17 protein-coding genes and 1 pseudogene are annotated in these 16694 nt (G+C 45.1%); 1 reads left to right on the forward strand and 17 read right to left on the reverse strand.

The window, feature by feature from the left end; all coding sequences use genetic code 11:
* Nucleotides 1–8: 8 nt before the first annotated feature.
* From M1F25_RS21155 to M1F25_RS21175, 5 genes and pseudogenes are all read right to left on the reverse strand, one after another.
* Nucleotides 9–941: a FliM/FliN family flagellar motor switch protein gene (locus M1F25_RS21155; protein WP_110592719.1), complete on the reverse strand. Its 933-nt coding sequence runs from the start codon at nucleotides 939–941 to the stop codon at nucleotides 9–11.
* Between the two features lie 2 nt (nucleotides 942–943).
* Nucleotides 944–2722 carry a hypothetical protein gene (locus M1F25_RS21160; RefSeq protein WP_181488925.1) on the reverse strand — a complete coding sequence of 593 codons (1779 nt, stop codon included), beginning with the start codon at nucleotides 2720–2722 and terminating at the stop codon, nucleotides 944–946.
* Nucleotides 2694–3149 (reverse strand): hypothetical protein, encoded by a 456-nt coding sequence (locus tag M1F25_RS21165; protein WP_047756416.1) that lies wholly within the window; start codon nucleotides 3147–3149, stop codon nucleotides 2694–2696. Before M1F25_RS21165 ends, M1F25_RS21160 begins: the two co-directional genes overlap by 29 nt.
* Nucleotides 3149–3886: pseudogene (locus M1F25_RS21170) on the reverse strand (EscN/YscN/HrcN family type III secretion system ATPase); the annotation flags it as partial. The pseudogene M1F25_RS21170 and the gene M1F25_RS21165, both read right to left, overlap by 1 nt.
* Nucleotides 3879–5047, reverse strand: a protein-coding gene (locus M1F25_RS21175; protein ID WP_094963266.1) for an IS3 family transposase whose coding sequence is annotated in 2 segments (ribosomal slippage) — nucleotides 3879–4798 and nucleotides 4798–5047 — 1170 coding nt in all. Because the reading frame shifts where the segments join, the coding sequence is not laid out codon by codon here. The gene M1F25_RS21175 and the pseudogene M1F25_RS21170, both read right to left, overlap by 8 nt.
* Before the next feature lie 46 nt (nucleotides 5048–5093).
* Here M1F25_RS21175 and thiM point away from each other — a divergent pair.
* A complete protein-coding gene (thiM, locus tag M1F25_RS21180; RefSeq protein WP_232368704.1) occupies nucleotides 5094–5708 on the forward strand; it encodes a hydroxyethylthiazole kinase in 615 nt (204 codons plus the stop codon).
* A 49-nt stretch (nucleotides 5709–5757) separates the two neighbouring features.
* Here thiM and M1F25_RS21185 read toward each other — a convergent pair whose 3' ends face one another.
* From M1F25_RS21185 to M1F25_RS21240, 12 genes are all read right to left on the reverse strand, one after another.
* Nucleotides 5758–6189, reverse strand: a complete 432-nt coding sequence (locus M1F25_RS21185) for a lipopolysaccharide core heptose(II) kinase RfaY (RefSeq protein ID WP_318836618.1) — start codon at nucleotides 6187–6189, stop codon at nucleotides 5758–5760.
* Between the two features lie 40 nt (nucleotides 6190–6229).
* Entirely contained in the window at nucleotides 6230–7483 is a 1254-nt protein-coding gene (locus tag M1F25_RS21190; RefSeq protein WP_135536280.1) for an IS256 family transposase, read from the reverse strand.
* A 94-nt stretch (nucleotides 7484–7577) separates the two neighbouring features.
* A complete protein-coding gene (locus M1F25_RS21195) occupies nucleotides 7578–7850 on the reverse strand; it encodes a hypothetical protein (RefSeq protein WP_318836619.1) in 273 nt (90 codons plus the stop codon).
* Nucleotides 7851–7964: 114 nt separating this feature from the next.
* A complete protein-coding gene (locus M1F25_RS21200; protein ID WP_181488501.1) occupies nucleotides 7965–8585 on the reverse strand; it encodes a tail fiber assembly protein in 621 nt (206 codons plus the stop codon).
* Complete coding sequence (locus M1F25_RS21205; RefSeq protein ID WP_181488503.1) at nucleotides 8585–9733, reverse strand: tail fiber protein; 1149 nt, start codon at nucleotides 9731–9733, stop codon at nucleotides 8585–8587. Before M1F25_RS21205 ends, M1F25_RS21200 begins: the two co-directional genes overlap by 1 nt.
* A 7-nt stretch (nucleotides 9734–9740) precedes the next feature.
* Nucleotides 9741–10322, reverse strand: a complete 582-nt coding sequence (locus tag M1F25_RS21210) for a YmfQ family protein (protein ID WP_181488505.1) — start codon at nucleotides 10320–10322, stop codon at nucleotides 9741–9743.
* Entirely contained in the window at nucleotides 10313–11386 is a 1074-nt protein-coding gene (locus tag M1F25_RS21215) for a baseplate J/gp47 family protein (protein WP_181488507.1), read from the reverse strand. Before M1F25_RS21215 ends, M1F25_RS21210 begins: the two co-directional genes overlap by 10 nt.
* On the reverse strand, nucleotides 11387–11836 hold the full coding sequence (locus M1F25_RS21220; protein WP_110591438.1) for a phage GP46 family protein: 450 nt from the start codon (nucleotides 11834–11836) through the stop codon (nucleotides 11387–11389).
* Nucleotides 11833–12375, reverse strand: a complete 543-nt coding sequence (locus tag M1F25_RS21225; protein WP_220129040.1) for a phage baseplate assembly protein V — start codon at nucleotides 12373–12375, stop codon at nucleotides 11833–11835. Before M1F25_RS21225 ends, M1F25_RS21220 begins: the two co-directional genes overlap by 4 nt.
* The gene (locus M1F25_RS21230) at nucleotides 12372–13466 is read right to left on the reverse strand and encodes a phage baseplate assembly protein (protein ID WP_181488509.1); all 1095 of its coding nucleotides are present in this window, start codon (nucleotides 13464–13466) and stop codon (nucleotides 12372–12374) included. The genes M1F25_RS21225 and M1F25_RS21230 overlap by 4 nt, the downstream gene beginning before the upstream one ends.
* A complete protein-coding gene (locus M1F25_RS21235; protein ID WP_181488511.1) occupies nucleotides 13459–14796 on the reverse strand; it encodes a DNA circularization protein in 1338 nt (445 codons plus the stop codon). Before M1F25_RS21235 ends, M1F25_RS21230 begins: the two co-directional genes overlap by 8 nt.
* Nucleotides 14796–16589 carry a hypothetical protein gene (locus M1F25_RS21240; RefSeq protein WP_181488513.1) on the reverse strand — a complete coding sequence of 598 codons (1794 nt, stop codon included), beginning with the start codon at nucleotides 16587–16589 and terminating at the stop codon, nucleotides 14796–14798. The genes M1F25_RS21235 and M1F25_RS21240 overlap by 1 nt, the downstream gene beginning before the upstream one ends.
* Between the last annotated feature and the right edge of the window lie 105 nt (nucleotides 16590–16694).

The following is a 16694-nucleotide window of genomic DNA, read 5'->3' on the forward strand; positions in this document are numbered from 1 at the left end:
TTGGCATATTAAACTCTTTTATCACCCAAACTGACAACATGTGTGATTTCCAAACCTAATTCATCACTATTGCCAATATAAATAAGCTCCCCTTCTGCAATAAGTTGCTTATTAGCATAGACTTTAACTTCACGTTCTTTATTTTCACCAATAGAATAAATATAACCGGGCTCCATTTTTGAAAGCTCATCGACCGTAATATCACTATGACCTAAAACAAAGGTTAATTTAATATTCATTTCTTTTATATTAAAGGGGCGTACAATTTCTTGCATTTCATCTTCTTCAGGAAATACGAATTCCTCTTCACTCTCTGGCGCCACTAATTCTTCAATCATAAGTAGTCCTTCATCTTGCTTTTGAAATCGAGCTAATACCTGTCCTGCCACAGACATATTTAACTGTAATTGTTGGATACTCAGCACATCACGTAATTCTATAGTTTGCAAAAGTTTGGCACTAATATAGCTATACCCTAATATCCAATCCGCTCGCAGTTTTAAATGGTCGAATATCTGATTAGTTCCCTGCTTTTTTTCGAGGCTTTCTATTGGTTCTGCTAATAATACTTCCCCGAGGCTAGCTTCTTTAACAATTAGCCATGGCTGGTAATTAATACGCATATCATCAACTATCTCGACAGATTCACAACGGAAATTCTGGGAGAAAAATGTAATTCCAATATATTCAGAAGCAAACAATTCACATAGCTGGCTGTTTGATAATGAACTCCATGCATAATGAACCAGTTCAGGCCAACGATAATGACACCAACTTTCAACAACAACGAATGCATTTATTTTCTGTGTTTCACTCACTAGTGATAATTGAAAATAACCAATACTGCGGTTAGCTAGCTTTATTTGTGGATTAACTAAATAATATTGCTGCCAAATTTTAAGTTGTTTTTCTTGAGAGCTGATCCGTCGAATCTTCAACATAATTAATCTTCTTCTTGCTGTTGGTCATGCTGCTGTCGGTTTCGATGCTGCTGACGTTCATCTTCACGTCGAATATGCACACTCGTTTCATGAGCCAATAAATGCTTATTCTCATTTAATGCCAATTGAACTTCTGGACTCGCTGTTGAGGCAACGAACTCTCCTTTAGAGGCCAATTCAAACGTCACTGATGGGCTACTTTGCCACTGGTTAAAGGTATAAGTGAAACTACGTTCTGCAGTTTTCGGCTGTTGGTTTTCACCTAAAAATGGGGGGATTTCCACTAGCTCTGGCATTTTGTGCATCTCTGGCTTTTGCTGTGTGGCTTGTAGTGGCACAGACACCCGCATAACCTCATTCGCAGTCGTTGCTACCATATTGCTAGGTGGGCTCATATCTTCTGCAGGTGAGATTTGTGCAGAAATTGTCGTCTCTTGCACTTTATCAGGGAGATTATTTGTCTCATTTTCAGATAATAAAATACTTTTATTATCATATAGATAAGAAGTTCTCAGTGAGGTAACTGGCTGTGTAGGTGGCTCATTTTTTGTAAAAGCAAGTTCAAGCTGCCCAACAACATGATGATGGATGTTCTCTTTAATACCTTGATAGGTGTTCTCTTTAATACCTTGATAGGTGTTCTCTTTAATACCTTGATGAGTGTTCTCTTTAATGCCTTGATAGGTGCTCTCTTTAATACCTTGATGAGTGTTCTCTTTAATACCTTGATGGGTGCCCTGTTGGTCATGCAAATGATGGGTAGCTAACTGCATTCCCAGAAGAGAAGGGGGATTTCTTAGTGAGTCATCTTTTGCTGGGTTATTTTTTCGTGGATATGTATTTAACAAAATGGTATCGAGTGAATCAATTTGTCGAATATTAACTGGCTTGGATTGTTCTCCAACTATTTTCCTTTGGATAGCGGGCTCAAGCTCTACTTTGACTGAAGATCTAATATACTGTTTCCCCGTTTTAACCTCTGGTTTCAACTCTTTTGATGTCGGTTCTAAAGTACTCCTAAGCGCCAAATTTGCCAGTGGACTTTCCATATTGAGCTGATTCTTCTCACTTAATTGCGGTTTATTTTCCCCGTATGGAACTGAATTATCGTTAGCTTTTCCCCTTACTCGCTGTGGGATATTCGGTAATGGAAAGCTAGCCATCATAGAGTTGAACAACGGGATCTCATCTTCGTCAGCAATATTTTGTTCAACGTGAATATCCGGACTCTCTGACAGATTATTATCAATTAATTCAGGGACGGTTTCGACTTTCCCAGTAGTCGTCAAATCAGCCAATAGATTCATATCTGGCTGATTATCCACCATCAATTTATTTGTAATATTGACCTGATAAGTCTTTGGTAAGTTATCCTGAAAATGATGAACAACAGGTATACAACTTTCCGTAAATATATAATTATTTATTAGCGGCTCAATCGCTTTGGCCTTTAATTCTTTATTTTCCCCGGCTATTTGGATACCTTCACCAATATATACATTTTCTTTCCATGTAATAAACCCCTTCGCTAAGTCGCTCAATTGCGATATTTTTTGCATAAAAGGAAGGGATACGGATAGAAAAGCAGATATATCCTTTGGCTGACTTTTATTTTTATGGCCGAATAGATGCATCATATTTTTGTCATTCACTACTTTTGCCATTTTTGGAGTTATATTTTGGTGGCTAAATTCAGTGGTGTTATATGTTGATGATATTGCTTCTCTGTCGATAGCTACACAGGGTACTTTTTCATTTGAGCTCGTTTTTATTGCTGACATGTACGAATAACTCCTCAATTTCATTTTGTTGCTGCAGCTCTGATTTTAACCTTCTGGCTATACGTTGTTGCTTGAGATAATTTCTGAATTTCTCGCACTTATTACGTAATATGAATATTCGTTTAGCAATTTCAGACTGTAGTATTTTATTTTTTGATATTTCGGCTGCTAGAGTTTCTATTTGAAATTCAAGTTGAGCTATTTCCGCAAGAACCGCTGCCTTTAATCGCTGCCTTTCCCAAAAAGCAGTTCGGCTTAATTCTTCTGATTTTTCATAAGATGCAGTTTGTGTTGATAGAACTAAAATACGCTGGCGAATATCCCTGCATTGCTGTTGCTGTTGCTTTATTATTGAATTTAATTGCGATTGTTCTTGTAATGTCCGGTCAAAACGTCTCTCAGTTAAAGCCAGCAAGTTAGAAATCATTAAGATGCCAATTCATTGAGATTGCTTAATATATTGTCGAAACTCATTGGCTCATCCATGGCTTGTTTTAAGAAAGCTTCAATTTGCTCTTTTTTATCTAAAGCTCGATCATTTTCATGGCTTTCACCTCGTTGATATTCACCGAGTTCAAGGTAAAGCTGAATTTGTTCAAGCCTTGAGATCATGTCACGTAGATCAATTGCGCACTGGCGATGCTCTGGAGTCGTTACCTTTTGGAATACGCGGCTAATACTGTGTAAGATATCAATCGCTGGGTAATGCCCACGTCCCGCTAATTTGTGGCTTAAATAAATATGACCATCTAGAATGGAGCGAATCTCATCGCCAATCGGGTCAGCCTCTTCTTCACTTTCTAATAACACCGTATAAAAAGCAGTAATCGAGCCATGCTTTAATTGCCCTGGACGCTCCAACAACATAGGAAGCTGTTCAAAAACAGAGGCAGGATAACCGCGTCTAGCCGGCAGTTCTCCGGTAGCTAAAGCCACATCTCGCAACGCTCTCGCATATCGGGTCATGGAATCAACGTACAGCAATACATTACGACCACAGTCACGAAAATATTCAGCAATCGTAGTCGCAAGCAACGCGGCATTACACCGCTCAATCGGTGGGCTGTCTGAAGTTGCATAAATTAATATCGTCTGTGCCGCATGAGGCGACTCTTTCAACTCCTCAATAAATTCAATAACTTCTCGCCTGTAGTGGTCAACTAAAATTGGCCACGGTTTTAGAGTTTTTCCGGTATTGGTTTTCTGATTCGTTTGGTGGTAATCCACCGTTATATTCATGCGGCCTGACTTCGCTGTAATACCCGACGATATAATCCGTTATTGCATGGGCTGCTTCACTGAAGCTGATGTAGCCGGTCACCGGCACCCACTCATTTTTCAGACTTCTGAAGAAGCGCTCCATCGGGCTGTTATCCCAGCAGTTACCACGCCTACTCATACTTTGTTTTATCCGGTATCGCCACAGTAACTGTCGGAACTGCCTGCTTGTATAGTGGCTACCCTGATCACTGTGGAACATGAGCCCGGATGGCTTATTTCGTATTTCCCATGCCATTTTCAGCGCTTTGGTTGTCAGTTTGCTGTCCGGAGAAAATGACATTGCCCAGCCCACGGGTTTCCTTGCGAACAGGTCGAGTACAACGGCCAGGTATGCCCAGCGTTTACCGGTCCAGATATACGTTACGTCGCCGCACCATACCTGATTGGGCTCTGTCACTGCGAACTGTCGCTCAAGGTGGTTCGGGATAGCAATGTGTTCATGACCGCCACGTTTATACCGGTGAACAGGCTGCTGACAGCTCACCAGCCCCATCTCCTTCATTAGCCGTCCGGCAAGCCATCGTCCCATCCGGAAGCCCCTGTGTGTTGCCATTACAGCGATACTTCTTGCACCTGCTGAGCCATGACTGAGGCCGTGCAGCTCCTGAACCTGACTACGTAATACGGCTCTCCTGCCGTCCGGATTGTCAGGCCGGTTTTCCCGGTATCTATAGCTGCTGCGGTGAACTCCGAACACGCAGCAAAGAGTGGCCACAGGATAATGCGCTCTGAGTTTCCCGATCACCGAGACCTGTTCAGGGAGTCTGACATCAAGAGCGCGGTAGCCTTTTTTAATATTTCGTTTTCCATTTCAATACGTTGAATTTTTTTCTTCAGCTCACGTATCTCAATTTGTTCCGGCGTGATAGGGGATGCTTTCGGTGTTTTGCCTGCCCGTTCGTCCCGTAATTGCTTTACCCACCGCGTCAAGGTGGAAAGCCCGATATTCATGGCTTTCGCGGCATCTGCAACTGTATAGTTCTGATCCACAACCAGCTGGGCTGATTCACGTCTGAATTCTGCACTGAAATTTCGTTTTTTCATTAAGGCACCTGTGTTGTTCTGAGGTGAGCATATCACCTCTGTTCAGGTGGCCAAATTTATTAAACCACTACACTTACTAATTAATGTGGGCACATTAACGACAGAGCGTCGATATGCGATGAAATGTGCGGTTAACAGTGCAAATCAAGCACAAAAACCTTGGGTACTTGACCCTGTCGCTGCAGGTGCGCTCAGCTTTCGTACCCATTTTTGCCATGAATTGTTGACACTTAAACCTGCCGCTATTCGCGGTAATGCTTCTGAAATTATGGCGTTAGCAGGAAGCAGTGCAGGTGGCAGAGGCGTTGATTCCCTTAACTCCACTGATGATGCACTCCCCGCGGCACAATTATTAGCGAGACAAGCTAAGACTATTGTTGCGATAAGCGGTGAAGTGGATTACATCACCGATGGAACACGCACCTTTGCGGTGACTGGCGGCCATATTTTAATGACTCGAGTGGTCGGTACGGGATGCGCTCTTTCTGCGGTGGTTGCTGCATGTTGTGCTCTACCTGGTGATAGGCTGCAAAATGTTGCCGCGGCTTGCGCTATCATGAAACAAGCCGGAGAAGCCGCAACCCAGCGTTGCCATGGGACGGGTAGTTTTATCCCTGAGTTTTTAGATGCGCTTTATCAATCGCTTTGTTGTGATCAATAGCTTTTGCTATTTCGATAACTTTGTTGTAATGAAAACTTGGTTTCATTTATTAGAGCCGAGTTTTCTTCCCTCTTACTTTTCTTGACCAATGACGAAAGTTATCTCTGAAACGAATAAATCGATAAACAAAATTTTTGCTATCAGGTTCGATATTGTAAAAACGCTGTAATGCAATTAAATCATTCGCTTTGCAAATAGCAAAATTACCATAATCTGATAAATCAATAACCTTAAGTCCTTCATTGGTTATAACAAAGTTCCCTGCATGGATATCATTAGAAGATAAACCATACCAATGCAATTGGTTGATAATGACTTTCATCTCTGCATAATAAGGCTTGATATCATCAACTTCAGATAAAACAGTTCCTTCCACATACTCCGCAATAATCCATGTTTCTACTGACTCACGACCGACCATTTTTTCTGCAACAAAGTAAATATCATTCGTTACGGTACAACCGTTATTTTGTGCAGTCACTAAACGTTTCAGAGTTATGGTCAAATCTGGTGTACGAGCATCAGGCGGTTTTCCTGTCTGACTGCTCCATTACTTGTTCGCCGTCTTGGAATTTAACGTTATTGACCACGAGGGTTAGCAGTTGAAATCCTTTCAGGCGGTTCCAGCGCTTCTGCGCTGATTGCAGCAATTTATAAACCATTGCTAGGGTTGTGTTTCTTGAACCGCAGTTGCGGGTTTTGCTGGTTCTTAAACGTACTGTAGCGAAGGCAGATTCAATTGGGTTGGTGGTGCGTATACTCACCCAATGTTCTGCTGGAAAATCGTAGAAAGCCAACATGCTCTCACGGTCTTTAGCTAAGCATTCCATTGCGCGTGGGTACTTAGCAGTAAACCTTTCCAGCGCTATATCAAAGGCTTTATGAGCCTTCTCACGCGTCTCTGCCATCCAGATATCATGCAGTGCTTCTTTTACTTTGGGTTGCACTGCCTTGGGCAGTTTGTTGAGCACATTGGCCGTCTTATGCACCCAGCAACGTTGCTGTTTGGTCTGCGGGTATACTTTGCTCAGAGCCTTCCAGAAGCCCAGAGCGCCGTCAGCTGTTGCCAGCTTTGGGCAGGTCGTAAGCCCACGCGCAACCAGGCCATTCAGCAGCTCAAGCCAGCTGGCTTCGGACTCGCGATAGCCTTCTTCAACAGCAATCAGTTCCTTGCGGCCATGCTCTGTCACGCCCATCACCACCAGCAAGCACAAACGGTCATCGAGGCGGACGTTGCTGTAAATACCGTCAACCCAAAGGTACGCGTAGCGCTTGTCACTCAAATCGCGCTGTCGCCACTCTCGGTGCTCATCAATCCAGCGTTCCTTGAGCCTGGAAATGGTGTTAGCTGACAGACCTTTGGCATTCTCACCCAGCAAGGCTGCAAGGGCTTCTTGGTAGTCTCCAGTGGAAATACCTTTGAGATACAGCCACGGTAATAACTCTTCAACGCTGCGGGCACGCTTGAGGTATGGCGGTAGCAGTGCGCTGGTAAAACGAATACCAGAGCCGCTACGATCACGCACTTTTGGCACCTTGATATCAACATCGCCAATGCCCGTTTGGATGCTGCGCTCAGGCAAATAGCCGTTACGCACCACAGCTTTGCGGCCATCGGGTAAACGCAGTTCTTCATGAGCTTGCAGCAGTTGCTGCAGCTCTACTTCAACTGCTTGCGCAATGAGCTGACGAGCACCATTACGCAATAAAGCAGTTAGCACATCAGTGCCAGTTTCATCTGGTTGTGAAAGAACATTCAGGGTAATATTTGTCATGGCGTATCGCTCTACTGTTAATTATTTCTTGGAGGAAACAATCAACAGGATACGCCACCCTCTTTTCCCCTCATACACCACAAATGACTATAGCTCAACGTTTCAATAAACGTGAATAAAAAGGGCCAGAAATAATACGCATCAGCCGTTTTTCAATACGCTTATCGCGTTCTTTTTCGCATTTAATAATATAACTTTGTCCATTTACATGAATACGAGCAACACTTCTCTCAATATTTCCGCTACTTAAATTCTTACCCGCGATCTTGCCATCAATATAATCATTAACAATTTGCCAAAAATCTATCTCACCTTCTTTTTGAAAGGTGATAAAACCGTCTCTTTGTTTTTTTATTATTTTCTGCATAACAAAATAGCCAATTTTTAATCAATTGACTGTAGCGCGCCACGTGAAATGAAAAAGCGTTTCACTTGAAATGAGAAACGCTTAAGCCTCTAACACTTTATCAAAATATGTGAATTATTCTGGTTTTTCAGGCCAAGCAATATCCGGTGCGAGTGAAGCATCAACACGATTAAGATAAACACGGTATGTTTTCCAAGCTTTCAATTTTGTGTCGTAATCGTCATCGTCAAGACCAACCTCAATAGCATCTTGTAGATACGTGATATTGCTATTCGCTTCCTCCAATCGATGCGCTCTTTCCTGCTCAACCTGAGCAGTAAATGCAGCCTTTTGAGCTTCAGTATCAGTAACCCATTTCTTACCGTTCCATACATCAAATTCAGTTTGAGGTTCAAATAGCGTTAAACTTACAGGTAAGTCACCAATAAAATCTATTTCAGTCGGTCGGCGTGTTTCTGTGTTATAGGCGATTTTTCCTCTATTATCTGTGACAATCTCCCACTTAGAACCATCTTCACTACGGATAATAGCGAAGCCTGCTTTTGCGGGGAGTTCTGGCGCGTCAATATATGCTCCTGCTGACGCGCTAACATCAAAATAGATAAACTCCATATTGGCATTTAAATATTCACGTGTTGTTGGGTCTGCGACATACGTTTTAATCCAACCCGCTTTTGTTGCCAAACCATTTTCGCCGATTTCAGCTAGTTCAATGTCTAAATTATATTTGCTCATTATGCTGCTCTCACTATGTATAAATATGCGATATTACGTGGGCGTGTTTCTGTCGCGAGCTTAACTTCACCAAACCCTGCTAGAGTGACTGGTTCGCCTACTCGATTTGTTGCACTTAATGTTATACTATCCCGGTGAATTGCGGCTCCAGTCCCCGGATTATCTTCTGTTGTATTTGTTCTGTTATAGGCAAATGTATGACCATGCCCTTGAAGGGCATGTCCTTGCACTGATAAAACAGTACGACTTGCATCAACCCCCCGCCCAGAATCAAAACCACGTATAAATTCACCTCGCAAGTCAGGTAATGCCCCTGACGGATAAGCCGCCGCCAAAAGCGGGTATGTTGCTTTATTGAATGACTGGCCATTACAGATCAAAAACCCACTAGGTGCCGCTGATTGAGGCCAAGGGATGGGTGAACCCACTGGATAATCACTTAAATAGGCATTGCTTTTTTTGATTACATTATTGTGGTCTGTATAAGTATTCGATTCACCGAATAAAGTCGCCCATCCACTCCAAGCGCCATTATTCAATACATTAGTGCTGACTTGATTGCTTGCTGATAGGCTAAACAATGAACCGTACGTTTCTGTTAACATGATTTTAACAAATTCATGCCATTGTCCTGAAAATGGCAGGTTCAGAATATCACCACCTGAGTGATAAAATCCCGACGGCTTACCCTGTAAAGATGCGAGTGCATCGACGTAAATACGTTCAGCACTGCCGCCAATTCCAGCATCTCCGGGCTTAATGAATAATTTTGTTGCTGCCCCCTGACTCATCACTTGTGTCGTTGATGTACCTGTACTTTGGACAACACTTGTTTTATCAAATTTTAATGCTAATCCATTTGCAAGGGCAGTGGTGGTTGCGTAGCTACCTGATGGTTGAAAGTCAGCGCTATTCACAATTTTCTTAACCGCATCAGCAAGTTGAGTTAACTTACCTTTTTCAGGCTTAAGCCCGCCCGCCGACAATAAACCAAGCAATTCAGCTTGGATCATATTAAACCAATCTTGCCCCGGGTAACTGGCCGCTAAACCTGCGCCGCCTTCAGTGAACCAAAGCGGGGTCGCGCTACTCACTGGGGCGAGTTTGGGCATCACATTCACGCCGCTGGCGTTATCAAGTCCGTACATTTAAACCTCACTCATAAATAAAAATAAATTCAGTTTCAGCAGGGGCATAACGCGCCAATAAGCACTCTAAATCAGCGGCGTCTGCAATACGTAAACGTTGTTGACAGTTATCAAGCACGGTTGCCCACTGTGTTGATATTTCTGCAACGTGTACAAAAACCTGAAACCAGTTAATTGCTGGGTAGAGGGGATAATTACAATCCCGTAAACAATGATGCGGGTAGTGCTCAACAATTTTGATGTTATAGCCACGGTCTGCGGCTAACTGCTCATAAAATTGATTGCATAAGCTGCCCGACATCACTAATTTTGATTTTGTCGCTCTGCGGCGCGCTTGAATCGACGAATCTTTATCAATACTGCAATCAGGTAAGCCAACAAAATCCTCCCAATCGTCCAGCAACATAAATGCCCGGTCAGCAAAGATTTCATTCAGTAGCGAGTCATTAATGTCATCAACTCGCGCAAATTCTTCACCTGTGGCAAGCATTAAGCGGCCTAAATCACTGTCAGGCTCTTTTGTCCATGCGCGGCCAGTGGGAAGTAGCTGCAAGCCTGAACGCTGAAAATCGCTAGGATTCATCGCCATACAATGTCGCCTAAAATAAAGATTTCATTTTCATTGGCTTGGATATCCGCCGTTGGACTGTAAACGGTGTTATCCACTTCACCGGGCGCATTAGAGATTGCGGCTCGCAGCTCGGATAAATACGCCAATCCGCCCGGGGGCAAATTGTCTAAGTAACTTTTTAGACTCGCCTTAACCGACTGGCGCACTTCTTCAGTATTAGGCGAAATGCGCAAGTTAAACGCGATCACTTTTGCCGCTGGACTCATGACTATCAGTTCCGCGCCGGTTGTTTTCCCCTCAACTTCGTTAGTGATGGGGTTAACGTGACCTGTGAGGTAATCTTTCACACGCGCTAAGTCACTTTCACCGGGGAAAATATTGGGTTCTTCATCCATCACAAACATCACACCGACTGAGCCATGACCACGGTAACGCGGAATGCACCACGCACGCGTAACGCCCGGCACTTCGAGCGCCCAACGCTCATAATCAAAGCGATTCCCTCCTGAAGGCGGGTATTGCACGCGAAATAGCAGGCGTGAGCGTAATGAGTCGATAGTTTCCAGCTCTGCACCGCCACTAATCACTTGACTGACCGCATCAGGCTGCACATTCACGACTGCCGAAACCAAGGCAAAAGGCACACCTGCAACCGTATTACCGAGACGTCCCTCATTTAACGCGTTAACCGCAATGCTATTGCTGCCTGCGGCTAGATACGTATTCTCTTTTGATTCAAATACTTCACCGTCTGGGCGTTGCCAGCGCGTACCTGAAGGAATAAAAGCCGATGCAGTGGCCGTGACCGTCAATGTGCCTTCTGCAAAGGTGGCCGCTTTACGCCACACCCCCCAAAACTCGCAATGCTCAAGTAATTTGTCATCATCGGCTAAATGGGGCACGACCTGCCGACTTGTCCACGCCAAATGCTCATGCAAGCCCGCCGCATTACCTGCGTTCGCGTAGGCAATCGCTTGAGCCACACTAAACGCGGTGCGTGCATACGTGCCCGGCAATCGGCTTTCGATGTCGGCCTGATTGCGCGCAATTAAGGTGGAGAGTGTCGGTGCTTGATACGGCATTTAAACCCCGTTTAATCGTGTTTTAAAAGGTAAAGGCAAAACGCTACCGTCAAGGAGCGTTAACGAAACCAGCAGTAATAACAGACTGTTTTCAGGGGCAGTGGCGGTGACCTCGACGCCTTTAACATGCTTGTCTTCCGTCAACCATGCCAGCGCTTCAGTGGCGTAATTTTTAGCGCGATGCAAAACCGATGAGAGCTGTTTTTCACGGGATAATAACCACAGGCGCGAACCGATGGGGCGCGTGTTAAAACTGTCGCCCCACCAACCGCGTTTATCACTGTTCGCGCCTGTCGGTAAGACATCTGAATCTAAGGCGCGGCGGTCAGTGAATAAGGAGATGATCACCGCGGTACACAATGAATCATCCAGCGCAATATCAGCCTGATTAATCACAATATCTGCATTATCTAACTGCCACTGTAATTTGATATCATTGATTGCATTCATTGAGGTTTGCCCGTATCGTAACCGTCATGCTCTTTATGGGTGTGGTCTTTTCCACTCTTACCACCCGATTGATGGTCTTTCGCTTTACTAATCCCCATTATCTCGACGTCGCCCGTAAACTGGGTTTGTGGACAATCAAACATGGTTTCATCTGCCACAATCTCAAGTTTTTTGCATTCAATACGAATAACGCCATCTTTGGTCAGTAAAATGTTATGACCTTCGAGGTGATAAAGTGCGCTATCACCCTCTTTAAGATTACCTAAGCGCACACTGCGATTATCCACCGCGATTGCCACCAAGTGCTGACGAACACCACCCACCGATAATACAATGGCTTCACTGCCCGCAGGGGGCACGCTGGTGTGGCCGTAATCTTGGAAGCGTTCCACATCATCGGCGGTTTCATCGGCTAGCATGGAAATTTGCAGGTTTTGCTGCTTCAGGGAGTCATTGACGAAATTCACCACACCGCGAGATACCAGCAACCGCAGACGACGTGAAATACTGGCCGTAAATTTATTAAATTGGGCAATCATGGTTTCCACCTGATATCAGAATGTTTCCCTTTAACTTCAGGTTCGGCTGGCTCAGTAAAGCCATCACGCGGCATCAGCTCTAAGCGTGTCGTGGTGCCACCGTCGTTATCGAGCAAGAAATTAACCGAGACAATCAACAGCGACTCATCCACAAAGCCTGCGGCAACCGCTTGTAATTGGGCTATTTCATTGGTTTGCCATAACTGGCCTGACGATTTAAACCAACCTTGCACGGTGACATTCGCTTTTGTGGCGTGTGCCATGGCGCGTTTTTGTTCCCACTGAGCGCGGGCGGTGCCTTTGGCGTTAGTCATGTTGTCATCGGCAATAATGATGGTCGGACGATAGCGCGTGATATCGGGGTCTTTGGTGTCCATATAAACGGCGGTGGATTGGGTAGCGGTTTGAGTTTCGCCCCAACGGCCGCCCGCAGCACTTGCGCCTTTTACACGATACACACTAAAACGCTCTTGCCATGACAGCGTACTGTCGAGGCTTAACACCTTAACGCCTTGGCGCTCACTTTGACCCAGAATTAATGTAGCGACTGATTGTGTGCCAGCACTCGCAAACACCAACTCACCCGCCGCATTGCTGGTCATGAGTACGCCACGATGGCGCGCTGCGCGGGATAAATTATCAAACACCGTTTCGCCCGGCTCAATTTGCCACTGACGAAACGCGCTTGCGGCCGCCGCGTCCTTAACTAGCCAACGAACGGTGACGCCAAACGGTTTACATAAATCCTTAGCGATAGTTTCTAGGGGCACATTACGCCACTGGCCTTTGCCGTGTACGGCGGCACAATCGACTAAATCACCTGTTTTATCGCGACCCGATAACGTAATCGTGCGCTCATCGCTGCTAATGCTCACATCAACCGAATCGACATAGCCCGTCACAACAGGCTGACCGTTCATCGCTAATTGGCATGCTTGACCGGGTTTAAGCACGAGTGGGGAATCATCGCTTTTGACCGTGATACCCAAACTAAATTGGCCGGACATGTCTTCTAAACTGCGTGTAACATCCAGCTTTTTCCAACCCGAATAAATGGTGTTACCTAATTTGAGTTCAATCGTATTAGCCACCAATCACCTCCACCGATAATGCGCCCGTGACGAACGCGGGGTGACGAATGCCATTGCGGCGAATAAAACGGTCAATCTGCGCCACACTTTGGGTTTCACGATAAAGCGTGACTAACGCGGGTTCGGTATCCATTAACTTTACGGTACGCGCTGTTGGCAAGCTGGTTGAGGTTGTTTTCATCTGTTGTAAAAACACAATACGAAAATCACGTAATTGCTCGGAGGTTTTAAACCAGCCTAAATCCCCCGTGGTCACAATGAGTTGAGTCAGCGATTCGTCCAGTTCGTGACTGTTTTGCAGCACATCGCCCACGGTTTCAATTAAAGGGATCACAACTTGAGATTCATCAATTTGGGATGTGGTCGGTAATAATGGCGTTATCCCTTGAATACTGGGCGCTTGCGTTAATTTAGGTGCAGATTGCTGCTCACGCACGGAAGCCCCCGCCGCATCGAGGGTTAACTCCGCTAATTCACGGGTTAAGAAAACATCCGTGGTGGTATTAATCACACGCTGAAATTCAGCCACCGCAGGCACATTCGAGGTGGATTGCGACTGAAGCGCACTGGATGTTTTACGCAATGCACGACTGGCCGCATCGGCGGGCGCGACATCGACCATGCCCGAGATTAAATCACTCAACGAGCCAAACAGTTCACTGGGGGCATTGATTAAGTTCTTCAGTGAGCCTTTTAACCCGAGTGCTGCCCCTAGCAGTTGATTCATGCCCGAGCCAGCCGGAAGGCTACGAATGCCATTCACAACCGTATTGACGGTATTTTCAATGGCATTCATGCGGTCAATGGCATTATTGATTTTGTCAGTAAACGTGCCGTAAGTGTCGGTAATATCTGCCAGTGCGCTATCAGTTAACGTGTCGCTATTGAGTGTAGATTCCGAGGCCACGATAGGTGACGTATTTTCTGTGGCTAACACAAACGTCACGGAAAACATCGCCACACCGCCCGTGTAGCAAGATTCGCGCACGGTGTAGGTTTCGATTTTGATTTGTTCTTTGCCATAGTACGGGTGGTCAATTTCGCCCGACTCGTTGGCTTCAAGCGCGTCGATTAACGCATCTTTTTGGTCAAGATAATCATCCCCAAACACAATGGCCGTAAACGCATATTCACGGGTGGACAGCCCCATATCTTCAATTTCGCCATCATCCCGCATGGGGTATTCATGGCGAACGAGGCGGCGGCCACCACTAATCGTGCCATCATCCATAATAAAGAACGGGACACCCCGAAATGACCCTTTGCCCGAACTGACGCGGCTACGCCATGAATTATCGTTAAATAACGACATTGCTTGTTCGAATTCCATTAGTATGTATTCCCCCCGCTGTAGCCCGTATTGACCCGTAAATCGACGTTTTCAGACTGCACAGATTTAGTTCTGACGGTTAAGCCTTCAGACGATTCAACTTTCACAACAATTTTCCCCTCGGCAGGCGGGGCAGCTTCAGGGAGTGCTTGAATGAGTTGACCGACCAAATCCCCGGAAGGTGACGACCAATCACCAAAGCTATTTTTAGTTTGAGTTTCATCGGGTTTATTCCACCAATTACTCACAGGTGCAGGGATAAAAGAATCTAAATCCGCGTAGGGATAGTCTTCACGCTGTTTATCTCGCATTTTTTGGATGTTGGCCTGGGCTTCTTCAGAGTCTAAAAAAGGCAACATAGAAAATGCAGCAGTTGCACCTTTGAGGGCAACATTACGCCTTAAATCGTTACCAGCGTTTGAACCTCCATTATCACCACCGCCATTACCGCGGCCTTGCTCTTTCCAGTTAGTGACATAAACGGGGACAACATCACCACTCGCACCACCTAAACCCCCGTCGCTATTTCCACCACTGCCACCTGTCGTGCGGAAACCTTGCGCAAAGTTATAGATTTTTTTACCGCCCCGAAAGGCATAACGCGCCGCAACGACAGCGCCAATGGCCATGGCCGCTTTTTCGATACGCTCGGCATATTTATCGAGTTCTTCAGGGGTTAGGTCATTGATGGCATCGGCTAAATCTTGGATAGGTTTGGCGAGTTTAAGCTGAGCAAACCGTTCGCCCGCATTGGTCAATGAAACCAAGGAACCATTAAAGGTTTGTACATTTTGAGTGGCTTTTTCATCCATCAAGCCGTCTTGGATATTTGCAGGATTTGCAGCTTTATTAAGGAGATCTTTCTTTTTTGAATCAGTAAATGCCATCATTAATTTTAAAGTGTCACCGTCAAAAACTTGTTGAAGGTTATTCTCTTTATTATAAGCAGCTGTATTGATCTCACTTACCAAATCTGCTGGAGACTTAAACTTACCACCTTTATCTTTAACTGAGATACCACCATAGGCACGTAAAGCTTTCTGTTTTGTTTTATCACTGACAACATCTAGAAAACCTTTTGTAGCCGCAGCAGCTTGCGTCGGGTCATCAAACTCTTGATTAGCAATACGCATAATCCCTAGCACTTGCATTTGGTCTTTCTGGCTTTTCCACGCCGTATTTTTACCCACGCTCGGTAATGCACTAAATTGTTCTGTAATATTGCCTGTGCCAAATTGAGTAGATGTTGCGATACCGTCAAGCCACTTACGCACTTTCTCAGGGGAATTATAGCCAATATTGAACATATCCCCGATTTTAGATCCCGCCGTATTGGCTTCTATACCAATACCTTTAATCGTAAGCGCGATATTATCGAGTTGGCTAATGGCGGCGTCAAAGTCATTGGTTTGATTTAAAAAAGCATTCGTCGCGACGGTTAAATCACCACTACTCAAACGGCGATGAGCAGCCACTTTTGAAATGGCCGCATCTAGCTCATTCACTTGGTCAGCAGTTAAATTGTACTGTGTGCCTAACTCCGTCATAACCTGTTGATGGTCAGCCACTTTCTTGCCTGCCATCGCTAAGCCACCGCCTGTGACGAACCCAACGAGCTTATTGTCAAACTTATCGAGAATGCCATTTGCCCCATTGACGGTACTGGTAAACAATTTCATGGAGCGGCTACCATCCGCTCCAAAGCGACGAATGCTATCGCCGAACTGGCGCGCGCGGCTAGTGACATTACCCACTAAATCAACAGTAAACTGTGTCTTATTTTGTGTTGCCATTACCGCGCCTCTACCCAAGATTTATATAACCGTAATTTTGACAAGGGTAACGCCATTGCCCATGGCGCACCGCTTTTTAACTTAATCCCGATATATAATGCAGTA

It is taken from the genome of Providencia sp. PROV109 (assembly GCF_033681625.1).
GTDB lineage: Bacteria > Pseudomonadota > Gammaproteobacteria > Enterobacterales > Enterobacteriaceae > Providencia > Providencia hangzhouensis.

Coding starts and splice junctions, on each gene's coding strand:
- M1F25_RS21195 (WP_318836619.1), bottom strand. CDS start 7,850: ATGCAGAAAATAATAAAAAAACAAAGAGACGGTTTTATCACCTTTCAA.
- M1F25_RS21215 (WP_181488507.1), bottom strand. CDS start 11,386: ATGCCGTATCAAGCACCGACACTCTCCACCTTAATTGCGCGCAATCAG.
- M1F25_RS21190 (WP_135536280.1), bottom strand. CDS start 7,483: ATGACAAATATTACCCTGAATGTTCTTTCACAACCAGATGAAACTGGC.
- M1F25_RS21220 (WP_110591438.1), bottom strand. CDS start 11,836: ATGAATGCAATCAATGATATCAAATTACAGTGGCAGTTAGATAATGCA.
- M1F25_RS21240 (WP_181488513.1), bottom strand. CDS start 16,589: ATGGCAACACAAAATAAGACACAGTTTACTGTTGATTTAGTGGGTAAT.
- M1F25_RS21235 (WP_181488511.1), bottom strand. CDS start 14,796: ATGGAATTCGAACAAGCAATGTCGTTATTTAACGATAATTCATGGCGT.
- M1F25_RS21210 (WP_181488505.1), bottom strand. CDS start 10,322: ATGGCGATGAATCCTAGCGATTTTCAGCGTTCAGGCTTGCAGCTACTT.
- M1F25_RS21160 (WP_181488925.1), bottom strand. CDS start 2,722: ATGTCAGCAATAAAAACGAGCTCAAATGAAAAAGTACCCTGTGTAGCT.
- M1F25_RS21200 (WP_181488501.1), bottom strand. CDS start 8,585: ATGAGCAAATATAATTTAGACATTGAACTAGCTGAAATCGGCGAAAAT.
- M1F25_RS21205 (WP_181488503.1), bottom strand. CDS start 9,733: ATGTACGGACTTGATAACGCCAGCGGCGTGAATGTGATGCCCAAACTC.
- M1F25_RS21165 (WP_047756416.1), bottom strand. CDS start 3,149: ATGATTTCTAACTTGCTGGCTTTAACTGAGAGACGTTTTGACCGGACA.
- M1F25_RS21155 (WP_110592719.1), bottom strand. CDS start 941: ATGTTGAAGATTCGACGGATCAGCTCTCAAGAAAAACAACTTAAAATT.
- M1F25_RS21225 (WP_220129040.1), bottom strand. CDS start 12,375: ATGATTGCCCAATTTAATAAATTTACGGCCAGTATTTCACGTCGTCTG.